This is a genomic window from Bacillus sp. S/N-304-OC-R1, from assembly GCF_019749375.1.
Taxonomy (GTDB): Bacteria; Bacillota; Bacilli; order Bacillales; family Cytobacillaceae; genus Cytobacillus.
In genome coordinates, this window is record NZ_JACWFE010000001.1 from 311,905 (window position 1) to 333,777 (window position 21,873).

The window sequence follows — 21,873 nt, forward strand, 5'->3', positions numbered from 1 at the left end:
AAACGCCACCTTAGATAAAGAGTATCTTGAATAAACATATCTATTTTGAATTTGAAAACACTTGCTTATTTTTCATAAAATAGTCTAGGCCTGACCAAATTGTAAAGATCATTGCTATCCAAAGAGCAATCTGGGCAAATGGTATTGAGAACATTTCAAAAATAATATTATGCAAAAGCAATGCAGAGATAGCCACAATTTGTGCCCACGTTTTTATTTTTCCTAACATGTTTGCGGCAACTACTTCCCCACCCTCAGCTAAGAGTAGACGTAAACCTGTTACAGCAAATTCACGGCTTATAATGATAATAACAATCCACGATGGAGCAAACCTTAATTCTACTAATACAATTAAAGCAGCTGATACTAAGAGCTTATCAGCAAGCGGATCAAGGAACTTTCCAAAATTCGTCACTAGATTAAGCTTTCTTGCATAATACCCATCCACCCAGTCCGTTGCAGAAGCAAAAATAAAAACTAATGCCCCTATAAGATGATTTACTGGTAATGATGTTCCCAACAAACTTACTTCACCCCATGAAAAAGGAAAGAGCATAATAATTAAAAATAACGGGATAAGGCAAATTCTTGAGATTGTAATTTTATTAGGCAGATTCATGATTAACCTCCAGTTTGTTTAAACCGATTAGAATACCTTTAGCGTAATTGGCCCAAAAGATTTTCTAATGTAATATTCAATTATTTTTTCTATATGTATTATACGTTATTGCTTGGCTAATTTAAATTTTTCTGCCACATGACAAAAAATGCATGTTCCTGTATCGTACATGTTATCATTTTATTGACATCTGCATTATATAATTACTGCCAATTTTTATACTTGAAAAAAGTGAAAAATAGTCATCATCTGATGACTATTCGGTGCTTGATAAGTAGCGAATGGTAATATCTTGCCGAACTGACTTTGATGGATCAATGGCAAATTGAATCTTTTCATCATTCACATAAATCTCTGTTTGCAGTGAATTCCCTACAACAATTGTCGCTTCCGTTTCCTTTGAAAAGTCAAACGTCTGGCTTTCGGTATCCCCTTTTGTCAGCATTCCTTGAAAGAATGAGGTACCTTTTCCATTCTTAATATTTACCCAAGTTTCCCCAGTTGATACAACTTTTAACTCAAACTTATCAGCATTTTTTAATTCATAAATCGTTTGTCTGCCGCTTGATTGCAAAACAGTAATTTCTTGTTTAGGAGCAATAGGTTCTTCTATAACCTCATCCTGTGAAGAATCTGTTTCCTTATCTGTTGTTGCAGACTCTTTATCTGAATTTTTGTCTGTGTCTTTTGCAAAGTTATCTGATTCTTCAAGCCGTACTTGTTCGCTTTCGCTATTATTTGCAGGTCCTTTCCCCTGATTACCATCCCCCTTAAGGGTTATGAAGTAATAAATAACAGCAGCTGCACCAATAATAAATACAGCAATCAATATTTTCGGAAGGATATCGAAAACCTTTGAACCGCTATTTGCAATTTCTTTTCTAGATTGCACCCTTGAAAGCTTTTCCGGAATATCCTCATTAATTGTAGAGGGAATTTCTGATTTATATTGTTCGAATAGTTCTTCTGGGTGTAAACCTACCGCTTCTGCATACTGTTTAATAAAAGCCCGTACATAAAATTGACCAGGCATCATGCTATAGTTTCCTTCTTCAATTCCAACTAAATAACGCTTTTGAATTTTCGTGGCAATCTGTAAGTCATCAAGACTTAAGTTCTTAGCCAATCGGGCTTCTTTTAGCCGATTTCCTAGTTCTGACAATTTATAACACCTTCCAACTTACGAAAAATCAAAACCTCCAAAATCAGATTCAGAGATCATTTTGGTTTTATCGACAATATCATATTTTATTTCCTCTTCCGGATCATTGCGAAGCTCTATAATATAGTGAAAGTCATCAATTGAATACTCTGTGTTTTCTACAAAAATATCCGGATGCTCAACCACTTTTACAGCATTCATATTCATAATTTCCCGTACAAGCTGCCAATGCTTTTCATTTGCTCTTCTAGACGAAACAATTCCATCAATTATAAATAGGTTATTTTCGTTATATTCGTCATGAATGAGCTGATTACGAATTGTCTGCTTTAAGAGTGTGGACGAAACAAACAGCCAGCGTTTATTAGCACAAACACTTGAAGCAACTATGGATTCCGTTTTTCCTACACGGGGCATTCCTCTTATACCAATTAGTTTGTGACCTTCCTGCTTAAATAATTCTGCCATAAAGTCAACTAATAGTCCAAGCTCATCCCTGACAAAACGGAATGTCTTTTTGTCATCTGCATCTCTTTGTATATATCTTCCATGACGGACGGCTAGCCGGTCTCGTAATTTCGGTTTTCGGAGTTTAATTAATTTTATTGTATCCATTCTATTTAGAATTGACTCAAGCCGAGCAATTTGTTCGTTGTTCTTTGCCAGAATTAATAATCCTCTTCTTCCCTCATCAACACCATTTATCGTGACAATATTAATTGAAAGCATACCTAGAAGGGAAGAAATATCACCGAGCAAACCTGGCCGGTTCTTTTGTATTTCATATTCTAAATACCACTCTGTCTTACTCAAACTAAATAACCTCCTCATTAACGTTCTTCACGAACCCTTCTAATGCTTTAAGAGGTTTAATATTAAAGGTCTATTTGTCCTCTTTATGAATACGCACTTTTATAATAAATGATTTTGTAAAAAGATGAAAGGAAAAACCAAGAATAACAATGGAAAAAGGAGAAAATTCTTTATAAATCAAAAGAATATCCAATTTTATTGAAAAAATGCAAAAAAGCTCTCGAGAGCAGCAAATTCTATTTCCATAATAAGCAAAAAAGAGAGGGATCTCTCCTCTCTTTTTCTGTCAAATATTATTGATGTGTTCCGTTATTCTCAACAAGCTTTACCATCATATTGGCAATGGCCATTTGCTCATCCTTGTCTGCAACTGACCATAAATCAGATAATACACGCTGCTGCTCATTTTTCGGATCTACTTGGTTCGCTAAGTAATCACCGATTTGATAAGCAAGGCTAGTTACTGTTTCTTTATTCATTCCCTGTTGCTGTCCCTGATCTAGACGATCACCAAGAAAATCCTTCCACTGCTGCCAATTATCAAGTACAGACATGAATATATCCTCCTTTAAAACTTAAGTTGTACAATCCTGTACACAGTTATTTTGGTTATTGGAGGTAGAAAATATTCATGAAAGGTTTGCGATTATTATGTATACCAGCCGCCATTTACAGCTAATATTTGTCCAGTAATATAGGACGATTTATCTGATAATAGAAATGAAACTGAATCAGCTATATTTTCAGGTGATGCAAGCCTCCCCATTGGAATTTCATTTTTGATTCCTTCTAGTTCTTCAAATGTGAATCCTTCAAGCATTGCAGTTTGAACTGCACCTGGGGCCACAGCATTCACCCTAATGCCATTATAGGCGAGCTCCTTGCTTAATGCCTTTACAAAAGAAATTTGAGCCCCTTTTACAGTTGAATATGCTACTTCACAGGCTGCACCTGTCTGCCCCCAAATCGAAGAAATAACAATGATCCCACCGCTTCCTTTAGAGAGTAATTTTGGCAGTAACTCCCTCGTCAGTAAAAGAGGAGTAGTCACATGTAAATTGATTAGCTTCTCTGCCATTCCATCTTCCAAATCATACAAAAGGCCATAATGGCTTATTCCGCTATTATGAATAATGGCGTCCAGGGAAAAAATGTTTTTCGTAACTTTTTTATAGCCATTTTTAGTTGATAAATCAGCTTGAATGGGAATGTACTCGCCTCCAAATGCTTTAAGACGCTCTAAAAGATTTTCAATCGCCTTTTTGTTCTCATGATAATGTAAATATAAATGGCAGCCTTCCTCCGCTAATTTAACAGCAATCGCTTCTCCAATCCCTCCGCTTGCTCCTGTAATTAATACATATTTTCTCATTTTATTCACTCCAAAAATTTACAACAAAGAAAGCGCCAAATATACAGGCGCTTTCTTTTATTATCATCTTATTTCCGTTAATTTTCAACTTTTCGGAACAACTTGACATATAGAGAATCTATCTTCAGAAATAAACTCCGTTGCCAGAGCTTCAATATCCTCCAATTGCAGCCCTTCTAGAGTTGAAACAACATCAAATAAATTCATTTCATTAAAAGCATAGCGTGTAAATTGGTTGGCAATATATTCTGGAGAATTGATTGCCCGAAGAAATGTACCAATCTTTTTCTTTTTTGTCCTTTCCAGGCTTTCCTTAGAAAAGGTCCCTTTGTCTTTCATTTTTAGTAGAATTGTCTTTAGTGCATCGGCAAGCCGGTCTGGTTCTGTTGTATCACCGCCAACCATTGCAAAGCCGAAACCATTTTCCTGTGTATAATCAAAAGAGAATGTATCGTCTATTAAGCCCTGATTATAAAGTGTACTATAGTAATCTGAGCTCTTGCCAAACATGATATCCAGCATCACATTTAAGCCTAATTCTGTTTTTAATAATTCCTGCCCAGATTGGTTAGGATTTTTTGCTTTAATGCCAACTAAACACTTCGATGTTTGAACATTCATTTGAAGAACCTGTTTTTCCTTTGCAACTTCTGCAGGTTCATCTTCAAACTTACGCTTAATTTCCGGCATTTCTTTATAATCTTTATTGGCCTGATTATCTCTAACAAGTTTCATGATTTCATCAGGATTTACAGGACCAACTATGAATAGGAGCATATTACTTGGATGGTAGAAAGTATGATAGCATTCATAAAGCATATCCTTCGTAATGTGAGAAATCGTTTCAATCGTTCCAGCAATGTCAATTTTCACCGGATGATGTTTATACATATTTTCAATTAAACCATAATATAAGCGCCAATCCGGGTTATCATCATACATCGTGATTTCTTGCCCGATAATCCCCTTTTCCTTTTCTACCGTTGCCTCTGTAAAATATGGATATTGAACAAAATCAATCAACGTTTCAAGATTTTTTTCGACATTGGATGTACTTGAGAACAAATACGCAGTTCTCGTAAAAGAAGTAAAGGCATTAGCAGAAGCCCCCTGACGGCTAAATTGCTGGAAAACGTCTCCATCTTCCTTTTCAAATAGTTTATGTTCTAAAAAGTGTGCAATACCATCCGGAACCTTTACATATTCAGTTTTTCCTAAAGGAATGAAATGATTATCAATCGATCCATATTTCGTTGTAAATGTTGCATATGTCTTATTAAATCCTGCCTTTGGCAAAATATATACATCGAGACCATTTTCAAGCTTTTCATAAAATAACTCTTCATTAAGCTGTTCAAACGTTATCTTTTCCATTTACATGTTCTCCTCCTTCCCAGTTAGGAAGTAAATCGTATCTAATGATATTTTATTTGCGACAGCTACGATGTCTTCTTTTGTGGCCAGATCCATTTTATCCATCCAATCCTGAAGAGTGACATCCTTCTGTGAAACAACGTTGTGGTATAAGACCTCTACTATTCCTCTAGAAGTATCTATTGTCTCTAGCAGCTGGTTTTTAATAACTGCTTTCGTTTGGGATACCTCTTCTTCGGAAAAGTCGCCATTTTTCATCGCTTCAATTTGCGCTTTAATAATACTTACGGTTTGATCAAAATTCTTGTTATCAATACCTGTCATGACCATTAATAATCCTTTATGACTTTCTAAACGGCTTGCTGCATAATAAGCAAGGCTTGCTTTTTCTCTGACATTAATAAAAAGCTTTGAATGAGAGAAGCCACCAAATATTCCGTTGTATACTTGCAAGGCATAGTACTCATCGTCACCATAAACAATATTTGTCCGATAGCCAATATTTAATTTTCCTTGCTTTACATCCTGTTTTTCAACTACCTCATGGACGTTCGTTTTATTTGTATACTGAGATGCGTTTATTTTCAGTGGTGTTCTTGCTCCAAAATGTAATAACTCTTTTGCGAATGATTCTACTTCGTCCTCATTTACATCTCCAATTACATAAAGATCCATCTCATCCTGGCTTAAAGCTTCCTGATAGTACTGAAATAGACTTTCTGGAGTAATTGAATCAACATCGTCCTTCTCTCCGTGAACATGGAGTGAGTATGGCTCATCTTTGCACATTTCTTGGACGAGTCTAAAATTTGAATAACGCATTTTATCATCATAAACTGATTGAATCCGCTGCTTTAATGTTCTCTTTTCATTCTCTACTGTTTCTTTATCAAATGCGTTTCCAGAAACATTTGGCTTTGTTAATATATTTGATAAAAATTCAAAAGCTTTCTTTAAAAGAGGGGTCTGGTCAGATAAAAATTTCTCATTCGCCATTTCTAATGAAAAACTAATAATGTGATATTCCCCTTTTTTTGCTAAATCGACATAAAAAGTGGCACCATAAAGTTCGTCTAAATAGGATCGAAGTTTCCCCGTAGTCGGGTATTTTTCACTGCTGCTTTGCAAAACATATGGCAATAAAGCTCTTAGTGTAACAAACTCTTTATTAAGCGGAGCTTTCATTTTCCAAACTAATGTATTTGTTTTATATTTTTCTGTTTTTACGACATGAAGCTTATAGCCATTCATGGGTTTAATGGCTTCCGATAAGATATCCATAACCGATCCTCCTGATTAACCTGTTATTATTCATGATGCTTTACTATCTTATGTTGCTTTATAATGGTTATTTTCATCAAAATTATTTTAAATAAATCATATTCTAAATATAACTTGCCCAATTTCCATATTTCAAGTTATTAACTTATATGGAAAAAACAAAAATTTTTCTCGTAAAGATTGCTGCTAATATAGCTTAAGCAATATTTTCGACAGATACAAAAAAAAAGACTCCAAAACTGGAGTCTTTGCAAAAATTAGCGGGAACCCTTTATATATGGCACACCTGATGCTTTTGGGGCATCCGCACGCCCGATAAATCCTGTTAACGCAAGAATAGTTAACACATATGGTGCAATCAATAAATAGACATTAGGAATGTTCTCAAGGAACGGTAAGCTTGAACCGATAATACTTAAGCTTTGGGCAAAACCAAAGAATAAAGCCGCACCCATTGCACCTAGCGGATGCCATTTACCGAAAATCATTGCCGCCAGAGCCATAAATCCTTGTCCGCTTATTGTTGCGTGACTGAAGTCTGAAGTAATTGACTGTGCATAAATTCCTCCGCCAATTCCACCAAGCGCTCCAGAAAGAATAACAGCGATATAACGAATTTTCGTTACATTTACTCCCATTGTGTCTGCAGCCATTGGATGTTCCCCGACAGCGCGTAATCTTAAACCAAAAGGTGTCTTAAAAATTACATACCACGCAATAATTGCTACAATAATAGCCACATAGGATGTGTAATACGTATTAGAGAAAAACAATTTTCCAAGTACAGGTATGTTATCTAGTATTGGAATATCAACTTTGTGAAATCCCTTTTGAATAATATCTGTTTGACCTTTTCCATAGATAAACTTTACTAGGAATAGTGCAGCTCCAATTGCTAATAAATTGATTGCTACCCCTGATACTACTTGGTCAGCCCTAAATGTAATAGAAGCAATTGCATGAAAAACAGATAAAAATGCTCCGACAACCATTGCTGCCAAAAGTGAAACCCAAGGAGTCATTTCGCCAAATGTACTAGCAAAAGTCAAGTTAAAGACAATGGCTGTAAAAGCACCAATAACCATTAACCCCTCTAGTCCAATGTTAACAACTCCAGAACGCTCAGAAAAGGTTCCGCCTAAAGCAGTGAATATAAGTGGTGCTGCCCAAAGCATAGTAGAGGGAATGATAATTGCTAATATATCCATGATGCCCACTTATTTCGCCCCCTTTTTCCCAATGCGGTCAATAAAGATTCGAATCATATAACTTGCTGCAACGAAAAATACAATTAATGCAATAATAATATCAACAAGCTCATTTGGAACCCCAGCCTCAAGTGGCATATTTAAAGCACCAACTTTTAAAGCACCAAATAAGAGCGCTGCTAAAATGATGCCAATCGGCCCATTAGCACCTAATAATGCTACTGCAATACCATCAAATCCAACTCCTGTAAATCCGCCTCTTATTGCTGTATACCCAAATGTACCGAGTCCTTCCATCGCCCCAGCAAGACCCGCAAAGGCACCTGAAATGACCATTGATAGAATGATGTTTGAACGAACATTCATCCCAGCATACTCTGATGCATGCTGATTAATTCCAACAGCTCTAAGTTCAAATCCGCGAGTTGTCTTTTCCAAAATGAACCACATTAAAAATACACAAATAAGTGCAACAACAATTCCCCAATGCAATCGGGAGTAATCCGTTAAACCTTCAAGAAATGGTGAACGCAGTGATGCAGTATCATGAATATTAGGAGTACGATCACTTTTTTCGGAAAGAACAGATCTTACAATATAGTTGGAAATATGCAAGGCCACATAGTTTAACATGATTGTGACAATAACCTCATGTACTCGAAACCTTGCTTTTAAAAAGCCTGGTATAAAAGCCCACAATGCACCTGCTGCCGCTGCTGCTAAAATAGCTAACGGTAAATGAATAAATTTTGGAAGATCAAAGGCAACCCCTACCCAAACTGCTGCCAGCCATCCAACAATCAGCTGGCCCTCTACACCGATATTAAATAATCCGGTCTTAAAGGCAAAGGCGACAGCTAGTCCTGCAAGAATATATGGAGTTACCTGTCTAATTGTTTCACCAGTATAATAAATATCCCCAAATGCACCATCCCAAAGAGCATAAAACGCATCGCCTGCATTATAGCCCGTCGCAATCATTATGATTGTACCTGCAAGCATTCCTAATAAAACTGCAAGGACGGGAACAATTAAATTTTTAAAGCGATTAGACATTGGCTTCTTCACCTGCTTCCTTCCGTTTCGAACCAGCCATTAATAGTCCTAATTCTTGTTCAGTCGTTTGTTTTGGATCTACAACCGCAACAATTTTCCCTTCATAGATAACAGCAATTCTATCACTTACATTTAATATTTCATCGAGCTCAAATGATAATAACAAAACTGCTTTTCCATGGTCACGCTGGTCAATAAGACGTTTATGAATAAACTCTATTGCTCCAACATCAAGACCTCTTGTTGGCTGTGCAGCAATCAGCATGTCAGGATCACGGTCAACTTCACGGCCAATAATAGCCTTTTGCTGGTTACCACCTGATAATGCCCGTGCGGGAGTATATTCACTCGGAGTACGAACATCATATTCCTGAATTAAACTTTTAGCCTTTTTATTAATTTCTTTAAAATTTAAAATGCCTTTATTGGAATATGGCTTTTGGTAATATGTTTGCAAAACCATGTTTTCCCCAATAGGAAAATCAAGTACAAGACCGTGCTTATGGCGATCCTGCGGAATATGCCCGATACCCGATTCAGTTACTTTTCTAGGCACTAAATTTCGAATTTCCTTGTCATTAAGTTTAATAGAACCGCTTTCAGACTTTCTCAATCCTGTAATAGCTTCAAGCAATTCCGTCTGACCGTTTCCGTCAACTCCTGCAATTCCTAATATCTCTCCTGCTTTTACTGTCAGGCTTAAACCATCAACTGCTGGAAGGCCTCGAGAATCCTTAACATGCAGATCATCAATAACAAGAACGTCCTGTTTTGGCTGCGATTCTTTCTTTTCCGTTTTAAATGTAACTTCCCGGCCAACCATTAAGCTTGCCAGCTCATTTGGATTTGTTTCACTTACATTGACTGTGCCAATCCCTACACCTTTGCGAATGACTGTTACACGATCACAGACATCCATTATTTCTTTTAATTTGTGTGTAATTAAGATGATAGATTTACCTTCATTAATTAATGCCTTCATGATTTGAATAAGCTCATGAATCTCCTGAGGCGTTAAAACAGCTGTAGGCTCATCAAAAATAAGAATTTCTGCACCTCGGTAAAGCGTTTTTAAAATTTCTACACGCTGCTGCATACCTACTGAAATATCAGCGATCTTAGCTCTAGGATCAACAGCAAGACCATATTTTTCTGAAATTTCTCTTACTTCTTTTTCCGCTTTTTTAATATCAATCTTGCCACCGACAGTTGTTTCTTTTCCAAGAATGATATTTTCGGTTACTGTAAAAGGATCTACTAGCATGAAGTGCTGATGCACCATCCCAATTCCTAAATCGTTTGCGATATTCGGATTTGTAATTTTCACTGGCTTCCCTTTTACACGAATTTCTCCTTGTTCTGGTTGATATAGCCCAAATAGAACGTTCATTAGAGTTGATTTCCCAGCACCATTTTCACCAAGCAACGCATGAATTTCACCTTTTTTTAACTGAAGGGTTATATTATCATTCGCAACTATTCCAGGAAACTCTTTACGGATATTGAGCATTTCAATTACATATTCCATCATTTTCACTCCTTGCTCAAAATAAAAGGAAAGTAATAGTAGTAAGATGTCAGACCTTTAATAAACTAATTTTCGCTTCATTATACTGAAGATATTAATTCAGAGATAATGTGCTCCTTTAGTTACTTCATGAATCCAATTCAAATTTGGCTCAGCAAAGCAAATATTGTAAAGTCAATAAAATCTTAAGTGAAGTGCAGAAAAATATGTTTCTGCACTTCAATTAAGCTTCTATTTTAACAAAAATATAAGAATCTAAAAAAAGGAATAAGGGGGCCGGTTATTCAAACCCGCTTATTCCTCTTATATAGGAAAATATTACTGTGCCTTAAAATTTTTCAGTTCATCTAATGTGCCTGGAACTGTAATATCACCTTTTTTAATTTTTTCAGACCATTCGTTAACAGCAGTTTCAATATCTGCTTTATTAGCAACTTCCTCATTAATCGGTGCTAGGTTTACACCTTCTTCTGCTAAACCATATACTAGTGTTTTTCCGCCAGGGAAGTCTCCAGCTTTTGATTTCTCAGAGATATCAATTACTGCATGTTTAACACCCTTCATTGCAGAAGTTAAAATAACATTTTGGTTTTTGCCATCGATTTCAACTACACCTTCAGCAGTCTGGTCTGAGTCAACACCGATTGCCCAGATTTCTCTTGAAGGATCTTTCTTCTTAAGGTCTTTAGCTTCAGTAAATAATCCGTTACCTGTTCCGCCAGCTGCGTGGAAAATTACGTCAATGCCTGAAGAATACATTTGAGAAGCAGTTGTTTTTCCAAGTTCTGCTTTGTCAAACGCTCCTGTATAATGAACATTTACTTTAATATCTGGGTTTACGGCTTGAACACCAGCTAAGAATCCAGACTCGAAACGTTCAATAACAGGAATTTCCATTCCGCCAATGAAACCAATTTTATTTGTTTTTGTAGCTTTTGCTGCAGCTACCCCAGCAAGGAATGCCGCTTCTTGCTCTTTGAACAGAACGCTTACAACGTTTGGCTGTTCAACTACACCATCAATGATACCAAAGTGAGTATCCTTTTGTTGTTGAGCAATTGTGTTAATATCTTCTACCATTAGGAAACCAACACCGAAAACTAAATTAAATCCTTCACGAGAAAGCTTGTTTAGGTTTGTTGAATAGTCAGCATCTGATTTAGATTGAAGATAATCATAACCTGTTTTGCCTTGCTCCATACCATTGTTCGTTCCAAACTCTTTTAGACCTTCCCATGCTGATTGGTTAAATGATTTATCATCCACACCGCCAACATCTGTTACCATTGCAACTGAGAAAGCACTTTCATTTTTTTCGTTTTTAGCTGCCCCATTATCTTTCTCTTCGGACTTTCCACAAGCACCTAAAATCGTACCAGCAGCTAACACAAGAGATAGTGCTAAACCAAATTTACGCTTTGTCAAGGTATTAACCCCCTATTAGTTTATTAATCTGATAGTAGAAAAGGCTTAGAGCTATTACTAGTTTATTTTTCCTGTTTCTTTCTAGACCCTTTTTCTAAGAACATGAAAGCTAAACTTATCAGCTCTAAAATAGTTAACCGAGTATAGGATTGGTTCATCCGCTTCATCGAAATGCAGTTGTTTAAGAACAAGCAATGCTGTTTCAGGATCACATTCTAAGATAGGGGAAATTTTTTCATGATAGCCAAGGGGCACAATTTGGGTGAATGCATATGTAATTTTTCGGTTTGCTTTATTTTCCAGAATACTTAATAATGATTCTTGTTCATGAGAAAATTTCTCTTCAAGAATTTTTCCTGGAATTTTATCAATACAATACACCACAGGTTCACCATTCGCTGTACGTACTCTTTCAATCACAATTATTTCCTCATCACTAGAACATGAAAAACGGCGAATATCCTCTTCAGTTGGTCCTATTGCTGCTGAACTCAAGAAAATGGTACCAGGCTTCATTCCTGCATTTGATATCATGTCAGTTACAGTATTTAACTGTTCAATTCCTGAAGTGAACATAGGCTTTGCATTTACAAATGTCCCTACTCCATGCCTGCGAATAATAACGTTTTCTTCTTCAAGAATCCGTAAAGCTTCACGGAGGGTAGCTCTGCTTACACCGAGCTGCTTAGCAAGATCAAATTCAGAAGGGAGTTTCTCTTTCTCTTTATATGTTCCCACTTCTATATCTTGCTTTAAGCGATCAATCACTTGTAAATATAAATGCCGATTATCTGACTTAATGGTCATGCAGGTTCCTCCAACACATTTTCTTGAAGACATCAGACCTCTGATGTTCAATCTTTCCTACTAATCGAAAATACTATATCATTTTTTAATAAATAAAGAAATAGTATTTATTGAAAAGTACCAAAAACGTACTACTACAAATATAATTTTTCATCTTTAAGAATAAATCCTTATATATAAACTCTCTGCAGAGGAGGATACTTCTAGTTTCTCACAATATCCTCTCAATTTTCCTAGTGGAAAAGACCCGTTTTTAATAAAAACGGGTCTTTCCTTTAATTCTCTAGGATGTAGCTTCTTCGGAAGGCTTTCCAACCAATACAGCTCTTGGCTTACTTCCTTCATATGGCCCAACAATACCTCTCGCTTCCATTTCGTCTATTAGCCGGGCTGCTCTAGTATAACCGATTCTAAATCTGCGCTGCAGCATGGAAACAGATGCAGTTTGCATTTCCAGAATAAGCTCAACCGCTTCGTCATAAAGATCATCATCCACTTCTCTAGTTGTTTCCGGAATATCATCGGGGATCATTTCTTCTTGATATTGAGCTTTCTGCTGTTCAATAACAAAATTTACAACTTCCTCTACTTCCTCGTCAGATAAAAAGGCTCCTTGTATCCTAACAGGTTTAGATGCACCTACCGGCAGGAAAAGCATATCTCCTCTTCCAAGCAATTTCTCTGCACCGCCCATATCGAGAATAGTCCTTGAATCTGTTGCCGAAGAGACAGCAAAAGCAATTCTTGAAGGGATATTTGCTTTAATTACACCAGTAATAACATCAACAGAAGGACGTTGTGTAGCGATAATTAAATGAATCCCTGCGGCACGTGCCATCTGTGCAAGTCTTGTAATCGCATCTTCCACATCTGAAGAGGCAACCATCATTAAATCTGCAAGCTCGTCCACAATGACCACAATATAAGGTAGCAGTGGCTGCTGTGCTTCTTCTTCTGCATTATGCTTTCGGACATGTTCATTATATCCTTCAATATTTCTTGTTCCGGTATGGGAAAATAATTCATAGCGTCTTTCCATTTCATTCACGACTTTTTTCAAAGCCTGCGAAGCTTTTTTGGCATCCGTTACAACCGGTGCTAATAAATGCGGCACACCATTATAAACATTTAACTCAACCATCTTAGGATCTATCATCATTAGCTTAACTTCATGTGGTTTTGCACGCATTAAAATACTTGTTATGATTCCATTAATACACACACTTTTTCCACTGCCCGTTGCTCCAGCAACTAATAAGTGAGGCATTTTGTTTAATTCTGCAAGGACTGATTCTCCAGTTATATCACGTCCAAGACCAATTAATAGCTTTGCGTCAGGCTTTTCATATTGCTTAGCCTCAATTACTTCTCTAAGCGAAACCATTGCTACCTCTGAATTAGGAACCTCGATCCCAATCGCAGATTTACCTGGAATTGGGGCTTCGATTCTAATATCCTTAGCGGCAAGCGCTAAAGCTAAATCATCATGTAAGCTAACAATCTTACTTACCTTTACCCCAACATCCGGATGAACCTCATATTTCGTAACGGCTGGACCAAGATGTACTTGCGTTACTCTTGCCTTTACTCCAAAGCTCTGGAAGGTTCTCTCAAGTTTAGCAGCATTTGCATGTATTAATTCATATTCACCGCTTTGGTCCGTTTGACGAGGAAGCTTTAATAAGTTAATTGGCGGAAGCTCATAATCCATGTTTTCTACTTCAGTAAATGTGATCGGAGGACCAGAATCAGAATCTTGTACACTATTGTCACCCTTCACTTCTTGTACAGTTTCCTGTCTGTTTTGTTCATAATTAGCCCTTTCAACAAAGCTTGAAATTATTGGTTCAGGCTGCGGCTCTTCAATTTGTTCACTTGAACTATTAATTTTAATGACAGGCTCCGGGCTTTTTTCTTTCTTGGCCTTTTTATTCTCATCCTCTAATTGGGCTCTTCTTGTATTTTTTCTTTCTTGCTTATTTTCCTTCCAATCTGATAAATCGTCTTTAAAAGCTCCCCATTGTTTTTTTGAGAAACTCCCCATTCCACCTAGCAATTTTCCTATTGCTTCGCCAAAGGTTTTGCCAGTTATTAAGATAAATCCTACGATAATCAAAACAAATGAGATTATTTTTGTACCGGGTTCATCGAACAAATAGTAAAATAAGGCAAAAAGGACAGCCCCGATCATTCCTCCACCTAAATCAGTTGTACTCGTTTCTCCATTCACTTCCATCCAAAATAATTCCCAAGTATTTGCGATAACACTAGGGTCTTGAAACTTTCCACCATTGGACAGAAGCTGAAATAGGGTAACGTGACTTAATAAAAGAAGAGAACAAATTATTAAATATATCCCTACCAATTTTGGATGTAGAAAAAAAGGTATCTCCCTCTTCCACATTAAATAAACAGCAAAGACGATTAGCCCTATAAGGCTAACCATATACCACTCACCCATAAAGAATCGAAAGAAAAAAACTGCCGCTTTCCCAACTGCTCCTAGCTTGGCCATTCCTATTGCTGCAAAAGCAATAATTGCAAGTGCAATTAATTCATATTGTATCGTTTTTTTTATATTCTCTTTTTTCTTAGTCTTTCTTCGCTTTTTTTTAGCCATTGAGATCACCTGTATAATTCTTCATATTTCCATCATCAACATCAATTTAATAAACCATGCATTGTTAAGTATGTAAAAGCTATAAATTTATGTATTGTAAAGAAGAAAGCAGCCATAATTTGGCTGCCCCTGAAGTTTATTCTATTATAACACATTGCCTTAATACCCTGTTATGATAAAGTTATTTTTGCCCCCGGAAAACATGATTCATGAAGGTAATGTGCTGGATCACTGCTCATAATACGAATTACTGTACATGTTTGACTATCATCCATATTTACTAATACTGGAATTCCTTGAAAAGAGACTAGTTTTTGTTTAGCGTAATCACTTTCATTTGTTTGGTAAACTAGTTCTTGCGGCATCATTGTGTAAAGGATCATTGGACAATCCCTTCATTCTTCTTTTTATTTAGATCAATTAATTCATTTAACTTTTGCAATGCAGGACCAATCCCTCCAACACTATCGATAAGACCGCATTCTACCGCATCTTTTCCAACTACGTTCGTACCGATGTCTCTCGTTAAATTCCCTTTTGCAAACATTAATTCTTTGAAATATTCTTCTGTAATATTTGAATTCTTCGTAACAAAATTAATGACTCTCTCTTGCATCTTGTCTAAGTATTCGAATGTTTGGGGAACACCAATCACTAATCCCGTTAATCTAATTGGATGAATGGTCATAGTAGCTGTTTCTGCAATAAATGAATAGTCACATGAAACTGCAATTGGTACTCCAATGGAATGTCCCCCTCCTAGCACAATTGAAACAGTTGGCTTTGATAACGAAGCAAGCATTTCCGATATGGCAAGACCTGCTTCAACATCTCCTCCAACCGTATTTAAAATAACTAAAAGTCCTTCGATTTTTGGGTTTTGCTCAATTGCTACAATTTGGGGTATAAGGTGTTCATATTTTGTTGTTTTATTTTGTGGCGGCAGCTGAAGATGCCCCTCAATTTGGCCAACAATGGTTAAACAGTGAATTTTAGAGTCTTGAGAAAGCTGTGGGACATTCGTTTGTCCAAGTTGCTGTATTTTCTCAATTAGACCTGAAGATTGTTCTTCCTTCGGCTGCTCCTCATTTTCAGAGCCGCTTTGTCTAAAATCATTATTCATTTTCTATAATCTCCCTTCAAGACAATTTTTAAAAACCATAAAAGCCATATGGGTTTAGTATGGTCTTTGGAGATATTTTCATTCGGTACAACTTTTTTGCAATAGAAAAAGCACAGCTCAGCTGTGCTTTTGAAACTAAACTTCCATAATAATAGGCAGAATCATTGGTCTGCGTTTTGTTTTTTCATATAAATATTGATTTAACACATCTCGCATATCCTGCTTAATGCCAGACCAATCAAAGGTTTCCTTTGAAATACTTTTTTCAACTACCTCACGGACCTTTTTAGTTGCCTCAACTAATAGTTGTTCAGATTCTCTCACATAGACGAACCCTCTGGAAATAATTTCAGGACCTGCAGAAATAACCTTTTCCTTCTTATTTAAAGTTACAACGACAAGTAATATTCCATCTTGTGATAACAGCTTACGGTCTCTTAAAACAATATTACCGACATCCCCAATTCCGCTGCCATCGATTAGAATATTTCCTGACAGTATTCTGCCAGCCGGACGAATACGCCCCTCTTTTATTTCTGCTATTTCCCCTTTTTCAGGAATAAAGATTTGTTCTTGCATTAATCCGCATTCTAAAGCTACCTTCGCATGTGCTTTGAGCATACGGTATTCGCCATGAACTGGTATGAAAAATTTAGGTTTCATTAAATTTATCATAAATTTAAGCTCTTCCTGACTGCCATGGCTAGATGTTTTAAATGCACCTTTCCCTGTAATAACATTAGCCCCTGCACGATAAAGCATGTCCACAGTTTTAAAAATAAAGACTTCACTTCCTCTAAGTGGGGAAGCTGTAAGCATGACCGTGTCTCCTTGCTTAATATTAATTTGCTTATGCATTTGCTTTGCCATTTTTTGCAGAACTTCAATTGGCTCTCCTTGAGAACCTGTTGCCAATATAACGACCTCATCATCTGGATACTCGGTAATTTGAGACATTGGAATGATTAATTCATCCTGTGCATGTAAATAGCCCAGCTTTAGCGCAATATCAAACGCTGTTTGTGAAAACTTCCCTGCGACTGCAACCTTTCTTCCACTTTGATAGGCAGCATCAAAAACATGTTGGATTCTAATTAAATCTGAAGCAAAGGAGGCAGCAATGATTCGCCCTGGAGCATTGTGAAACGCATCAGTCACTTGACTGACTACTTGAGCTTCTGATTGGGTATAACCAGGTTTTTCTGCCTCCGTACTATCTGAAAGCAAGCAAAGGACACCTTCTTCACCAATTTTTGCCATTTTACCTATTTCAGGCTTATATAAAGAAGACGCTGCTTGATCAAATTTAAAGTCCCCTGTATACACAATGCTTCCCTCAGATGTATGTATGCAAATTCCTACACTATCCGGAATGCTATGGGTCGTATGAAAAAATGAAACGTCCGCAGATGGAAATTCAATCTTATTATTCGAATGAATTTCAATAAAATTAAACTGGCCTTTGTATTCCTGTTCCTTTAATTTCGCTTTTGCTAATGCTAGAGTCAATTTCGTACCATAAACCGGAACATTTATCTCTCTTAAAATATAAGAAAGGGCTCCGATATGATCTTCATGACCGTGTGTCAAAAAGATTCCTTTTACCCTTTCTTTATTATGAATTAAATATGTGAAATCAGGGATAACGATATCAATTCCGAACATTTCATTTTCCGGTATCATAAGTCCAGAATCTAAAACGAATATGTCCCCGTCCACTTCAACCAGGTACATATTTTTTCCAAATTCGCCAACTCCCCCTAGTGCCGTTATCTTGATGCTCTCGTTCTTTCTATTGTTCAATGTTAATTTCCTCCTACTTTATGTTGGCCCGACCTTAGATCAGTTACCAATATTATACTTGAAAGAAGAAAACCATGACAAGAAGAAAAGCGGAAGGGGCCTGTTTATCGGCGACAAGCATAAGTCAAAGTCTTACAAAAGGTGTTTTTTCCTTTTGTGAGGCTTTGACTTATGACCTCGAGCCGATGGCCACTGAAGCTGGACAAAGAAAAGCGGAAGGGGTGTTAGTAAGGAATTAAAAAGCCAATTAGCACTGGCGCTAATTGGCAAAGTTATGGGATTAATTTATTAAAGCATTTAATTTGCTTCTTTCCTGTTCAGTTAAGGGCACTAGCGGCAATCTTACGGATCCGACATCTAGCCCTTTTAGCTGCAGAGCTGTTTTAACAGGCACAGGGCTAGGTGCAGCAAAGAGGCCCTCCATAATAGGAAGAAGATCTCGATGTAGCTGCGCCGCTTTTTCTGTCTCTCCCGTCATAAATGCCCGTATCATTGTTTGCATTTCATTCCCAATAATATGGGACGCAACAGATACGACTCCATCTCCGCCGATGGCCAATACAGGGATGGTCAAGCCGTCATCCCCACTGTAAACTAGAAAATCTTTATCCGTTTCAGAAATAATTTTGGCCATTGCATTCAGGTTACCGCTCGCTTCCTTAACAGCAAATATATTAGGAATTTTTGAGAGGCGAATAATTGTTTCCGGTTCGATATTCGCGGCTGATCTTCCCGGAACATTATAGACCATTACTGGGAGGTCAGTATTTTCAGCAACCGCTTTAAAATGCTGATAAAAACCTTCCTGATTAGGCTTATTATAATATGGTGCTACAACCATAATTCCATCTGCACCTGCTTGCTCTGCCCGCTTTGTTAATTCTATCGTTGCATATGTGTCATTGCTGCCTGTTCCAGCAATGATGGGGACACGTTTATCTGCAACCTGTACTGCATGTTGAAATAAAGCAATCTTTTCTTCCTTTGATAAGGTTGGCGATTCCCCTGTTGTTCCTGCAATAATGAGTGAATCTGTACCATTATTGATTAAATAATTTATTAGCTGAGTTGTTTTCGGAAAATTTATATGTCCCTTCTTGTCAAAGGGAGTAATCATAGCTGTCGAAACCCTGCCTAATCCAATCATGACTACACTCCTTTAATCTTCCAAATATCCTTTTGTTCAATTACTGAATAATCCTTTTCCAGTTGAAATGCGTCATGCAGTGCGTTTACTGCTTTTGTTAAATCTTCCTGTTTAACGAGTATCCAAATTGTCGTGTGACTATCTGCAGATTGTAAAATTCTAATTTCCTGCTCTGATAAGGCTGTTACAATTTTAGAAGCAACACCTGGCACACCTTGCATTCCCGCTCCTACAACTGATACTTTTGCACAATCCTTCTCAACTTCTGGAGTATGACCTAATTGTTCTAGTATGGATATCGCTTTTTCTGTCATTTCTTCTGAAACTGTATAATTTACACCATTGGGGTAAATGTTTATAAAATCAACGCTAATCCCTTCATTAGCCATAGCTTTAAAAACCTCAGCCTGCAAATTATATTGATCCTTCTTAGCCTTTACTTTGATTTGTGTAATATTGGAGAGATGGGCAATTCCTGTAACAATTCTTTCTTTAAAGTCAATTCCTTGCCTTTCTTTATTTAATGTTGTAACGAGGGTACCTAAACTTTCGGAATAAGTAGAACGAATTCGAATGGGGATCTTTGCCTGCATGGCAATTTCAACTGCACGAGGGTGTATGACTTTTGCTCCTTGATAAGCCATATTACAGACTTCAGTGTATGTTACTATAGTTAGAGGACGTGCATTTTCAGCAATGTTAGGGTCAGCTGTCATTATACCTTCTACATCGGTAAATATCTCAATCCATTCTGCATTAAGGGCTGCTCCCAGTGCGGCTGCAGATGTATCGCTACCGCCTCTGCCAATCGTTGTTACATCCCAATTCTTGGCTGCACCCTGAAATCCAGCGACTACAACTACATCATTATCTTCCAGCTCCTTTAGCAGTCGTTCACATTTCATGTCGATGATCTTAGCATTTGTATGCTCATTATTTGTTCGAAAGCCTGCTTGGGCACCAGTTAAGGCTGTAGCTTTCATTCCATGCTCCAAAAGCATATTGGTAAAAACTATACTAGAGATCACTTCACCACAAGATAATAGTAAATCTGTTTCTCTTTTATTAATTCGGGATTTATTTGTTTCTACGAGAGAGAGCAGTGTATCAGTCGCATAAGGATCACCCATTCGGCCCATTGCTGATACGACCACAACGATTTTAAAACCCTCTGATCGAGCTTTTTTAATGTGTTTTAATGCATATGCTCTGCTTTTTGCATTACGTACTGATGTTCCTCCAAATTTCTGAACAATTATTTTCATTGTTACACCTCTATAAAACTCTTTCTTTGTAGTGAGCTTTGCGTAAGATTACATATAGTTGGAGCTAGAATCATTTCTAGCTCCTATCTTTAATGAAGGATTCTTTATTATTTCACTAAACCTAATTTAATTAAGCTTTCTGCGATTTGGACAGAGTTCCAGGCAGCACCTTTTAATAGATTGTCAGATACAACCCACATATGAAAGCCTTTAGGTTGATCCAGATCTTTGCGGATACGGCCAACAAATACATCGTTTTTGCCTACGCAATGGGCTGGCATTGGATAAATTTGATTTTCTGGGTCATCCTGCAGAACAACACCTGGTGCATCTTTCAGAAGCGCTTTGATTTCCTCAGGACTTACACCATCTTCATTCACTTCAAAATAGACAGACTCTGAGTGACCTGTTGCAACAGGTAAACGTACACATGTAGCCGCAACTTGCAGTTCTGGCAAGTGCATGATTTTCTTTGTTTCATTAATCATTTTCATTTCTTCGAACGTAAACCCATTATCTGTAAATTTATCAATTTGCGGTATCGCATTAAATGCAATTTGATAATGCTTTTTATCACCTTTTACAGGAAGAATTGCAGGTTCAAAAGATTCTCCATTTAGTATGGATTTTGTTTGTTCATGAAGTTCTTCTACAGCTGCAGCACCTGAGCCCGAAACTGCTTGATAAGTAGAAACTATCACTTTACTTAAACCAAATTTTTGACGGATTGGTTCCAGTGCAACAACCATCTGAATTGTTGAGCAGTTTGGGTTTGCAATAATACCTTTATGGTTATGAAGATCTTCTTCATTTACTTCGGGTACAACAAGCGGAACTCCCTCATCCATACGGAAAGCACTCGTATTGTCAACAACAACTGCACCATGAGATACAGCATGATCCGCCATTTCCTTTGAAACACTGCCTCCAGCACTGAATAGAGCAATATCAACACCTGTAAAGCTATCTGGTGTTGCTTCCTGAACAGTTAGCTCTGCTCCTTTAAATTGAACCTTTGTACCAGCAGAGCGAGCAGATGAAAGCAATGTTAGCTTTGCAATCGGAAAGTCCTTCTTCTCAAGTGTTTCGATCATTTGCTGACCTACTGCCCCTGTTGCTCCTAATACTGCTACATGAAATCCTTTTTTCTGTTCCATTTGTTTTTCCCCTCTCAAAAAAAAATACTTTCTAGCAAAAAGATTAATAAAGAAACATAATGAATTTTCTTATAATAAAATACATTTTAACATATTCATTCTTTAAAGTAATA

The 21,873-nt window shown here is 37.1% G+C and carries 19 protein-coding genes; all 19 read right to left on the reverse strand.

What is annotated here, in order from left to right:
- Nucleotides 1–40: 40 nt before the first annotated feature.
- Nucleotides 41–619: a CDP-diacylglycerol--glycerol-3-phosphate 3-phosphatidyltransferase gene (gene pgsA / locus H0173_RS01525; protein WP_221844149.1), complete on the reverse strand. Its 579-nt coding sequence runs from the start codon at nucleotides 617–619 to the stop codon at nucleotides 41–43.
- A gap of 256 nt (nucleotides 620–875) precedes the next feature.
- The gene (locus H0173_RS01530; protein ID WP_221844150.1) at nucleotides 876–1,781 is read right to left on the reverse strand and encodes a helix-turn-helix domain-containing protein; all 906 of its coding nucleotides are present in this window, start codon (nucleotides 1,779–1,781) and stop codon (nucleotides 876–878) included.
- An 18-nt stretch (nucleotides 1,782–1,799) separates the two neighbouring features.
- Nucleotides 1,800–2,594: a DUF3388 domain-containing protein gene (locus H0173_RS01535; protein ID WP_221844151.1), complete on the reverse strand. Its 795-nt coding sequence runs from the start codon at nucleotides 2,592–2,594 to the stop codon at nucleotides 1,800–1,802.
- A 293-nt stretch (nucleotides 2,595–2,887) separates the two neighbouring features.
- Nucleotides 2,888–3,148, reverse strand: coding sequence for a DUF3243 domain-containing protein (locus tag H0173_RS01540; RefSeq protein WP_221844152.1), 261 nt, complete (start codon nucleotides 3,146–3,148; stop codon nucleotides 2,888–2,890).
- A 95-nt stretch (nucleotides 3,149–3,243) separates the two neighbouring features.
- Nucleotides 3,244–3,966, reverse strand: coding sequence for an elongation factor P 5-aminopentanone reductase (gene ymfI / locus H0173_RS01545; protein WP_221844153.1), 723 nt, complete (start codon nucleotides 3,964–3,966; stop codon nucleotides 3,244–3,246).
- An 84-nt stretch (nucleotides 3,967–4,050) separates the two neighbouring features.
- Nucleotides 4,051–5,340: an EF-P 5-aminopentanol modification-associated protein YfmH gene (gene yfmH / locus H0173_RS01550; RefSeq protein ID WP_221844154.1), complete on the reverse strand. Its 1,290-nt coding sequence runs from the start codon at nucleotides 5,338–5,340 to the stop codon at nucleotides 4,051–4,053.
- The gene (gene yfmF / locus H0173_RS01555) at nucleotides 5,341–6,621 is read right to left on the reverse strand and encodes an EF-P 5-aminopentanol modification-associated protein YfmF (protein ID WP_221844155.1); all 1,281 of its coding nucleotides are present in this window, start codon (nucleotides 6,619–6,621) and stop codon (nucleotides 5,341–5,343) included.
- A 257-nt stretch (nucleotides 6,622–6,878) separates the two neighbouring features.
- Nucleotides 6,879–7,838, reverse strand: coding sequence for an ABC transporter permease (locus tag H0173_RS01560; RefSeq protein WP_221844156.1), 960 nt, complete (start codon nucleotides 7,836–7,838; stop codon nucleotides 6,879–6,881).
- Complete coding sequence (locus H0173_RS01565; protein ID WP_221844783.1) at nucleotides 7,839–8,885, reverse strand: ABC transporter permease; 1,047 nt, start codon at nucleotides 8,883–8,885, stop codon at nucleotides 7,839–7,841. It abuts the gene before it with no gap.
- Nucleotides 8,878–10,413 carry an ABC transporter ATP-binding protein gene (locus H0173_RS01570; RefSeq protein ID WP_221844157.1) on the reverse strand — a complete coding sequence of 512 codons (1,536 nt, stop codon included), beginning with the start codon at nucleotides 10,411–10,413 and terminating at the stop codon, nucleotides 8,878–8,880. The genes H0173_RS01565 and H0173_RS01570 overlap by 8 nt, the downstream gene beginning before the upstream one ends.
- Before the next feature lie 318 nt (nucleotides 10,414–10,731).
- The gene (locus H0173_RS01575) at nucleotides 10,732–11,838 is read right to left on the reverse strand and encodes a BMP family lipoprotein (RefSeq protein WP_221844158.1); all 1,107 of its coding nucleotides are present in this window, start codon (nucleotides 11,836–11,838) and stop codon (nucleotides 10,732–10,734) included.
- Nucleotides 11,839–11,919: 81 nt separating this feature from the next.
- Nucleotides 11,920–12,645 (reverse strand): GntR family transcriptional regulator, encoded by a 726-nt coding sequence (locus H0173_RS01580; RefSeq protein WP_221844159.1) that lies wholly within the window; start codon nucleotides 12,643–12,645, stop codon nucleotides 11,920–11,922.
- Between the two features lie 283 nt (nucleotides 12,646–12,928).
- Nucleotides 12,929–15,265 (reverse strand): DNA translocase FtsK, encoded by a 2,337-nt coding sequence (locus tag H0173_RS01585; protein ID WP_221844160.1) that lies wholly within the window; start codon nucleotides 15,263–15,265, stop codon nucleotides 12,929–12,931.
- Between the two features lie 170 nt (nucleotides 15,266–15,435).
- A complete protein-coding gene (locus H0173_RS01590; protein ID WP_221844161.1) occupies nucleotides 15,436–15,648 on the reverse strand; it encodes a YlzJ-like family protein in 213 nt (70 codons plus the stop codon).
- The gene (locus H0173_RS01595; protein WP_221844162.1) at nucleotides 15,645–16,388 is read right to left on the reverse strand and encodes a ClpP family protease; all 744 of its coding nucleotides are present in this window, start codon (nucleotides 16,386–16,388) and stop codon (nucleotides 15,645–15,647) included. Before H0173_RS01595 ends, H0173_RS01590 begins: the two co-directional genes overlap by 4 nt.
- 135 nt (nucleotides 16,389–16,523) lie before the next feature.
- Entirely contained in the window at nucleotides 16,524–18,191 is a 1,668-nt protein-coding gene (locus H0173_RS01600; protein WP_221844163.1) for a ribonuclease J, read from the reverse strand.
- Nucleotides 18,192–18,471: 280 nt separating this feature from the next.
- A complete protein-coding gene (gene dapA, locus H0173_RS01605) occupies nucleotides 18,472–19,338 on the reverse strand; it encodes a 4-hydroxy-tetrahydrodipicolinate synthase (RefSeq protein ID WP_221844164.1) in 867 nt (288 codons plus the stop codon).
- A gap of 2 nt (nucleotides 19,339–19,340) precedes the next feature.
- Nucleotides 19,341–20,603, reverse strand: coding sequence for an aspartate kinase (dapG, locus tag H0173_RS01610; protein WP_221844165.1), 1,263 nt, complete (start codon nucleotides 20,601–20,603; stop codon nucleotides 19,341–19,343).
- Nucleotides 20,604–20,710: 107 nt separating this feature from the next.
- On the reverse strand, nucleotides 20,711–21,760 hold the full coding sequence (asd, locus tag H0173_RS01615) for an aspartate-semialdehyde dehydrogenase (RefSeq protein WP_221844166.1): 1,050 nt from the start codon (nucleotides 21,758–21,760) through the stop codon (nucleotides 20,711–20,713).
- Nucleotides 21,761–21,873: the final 113 nt, after the last annotated feature.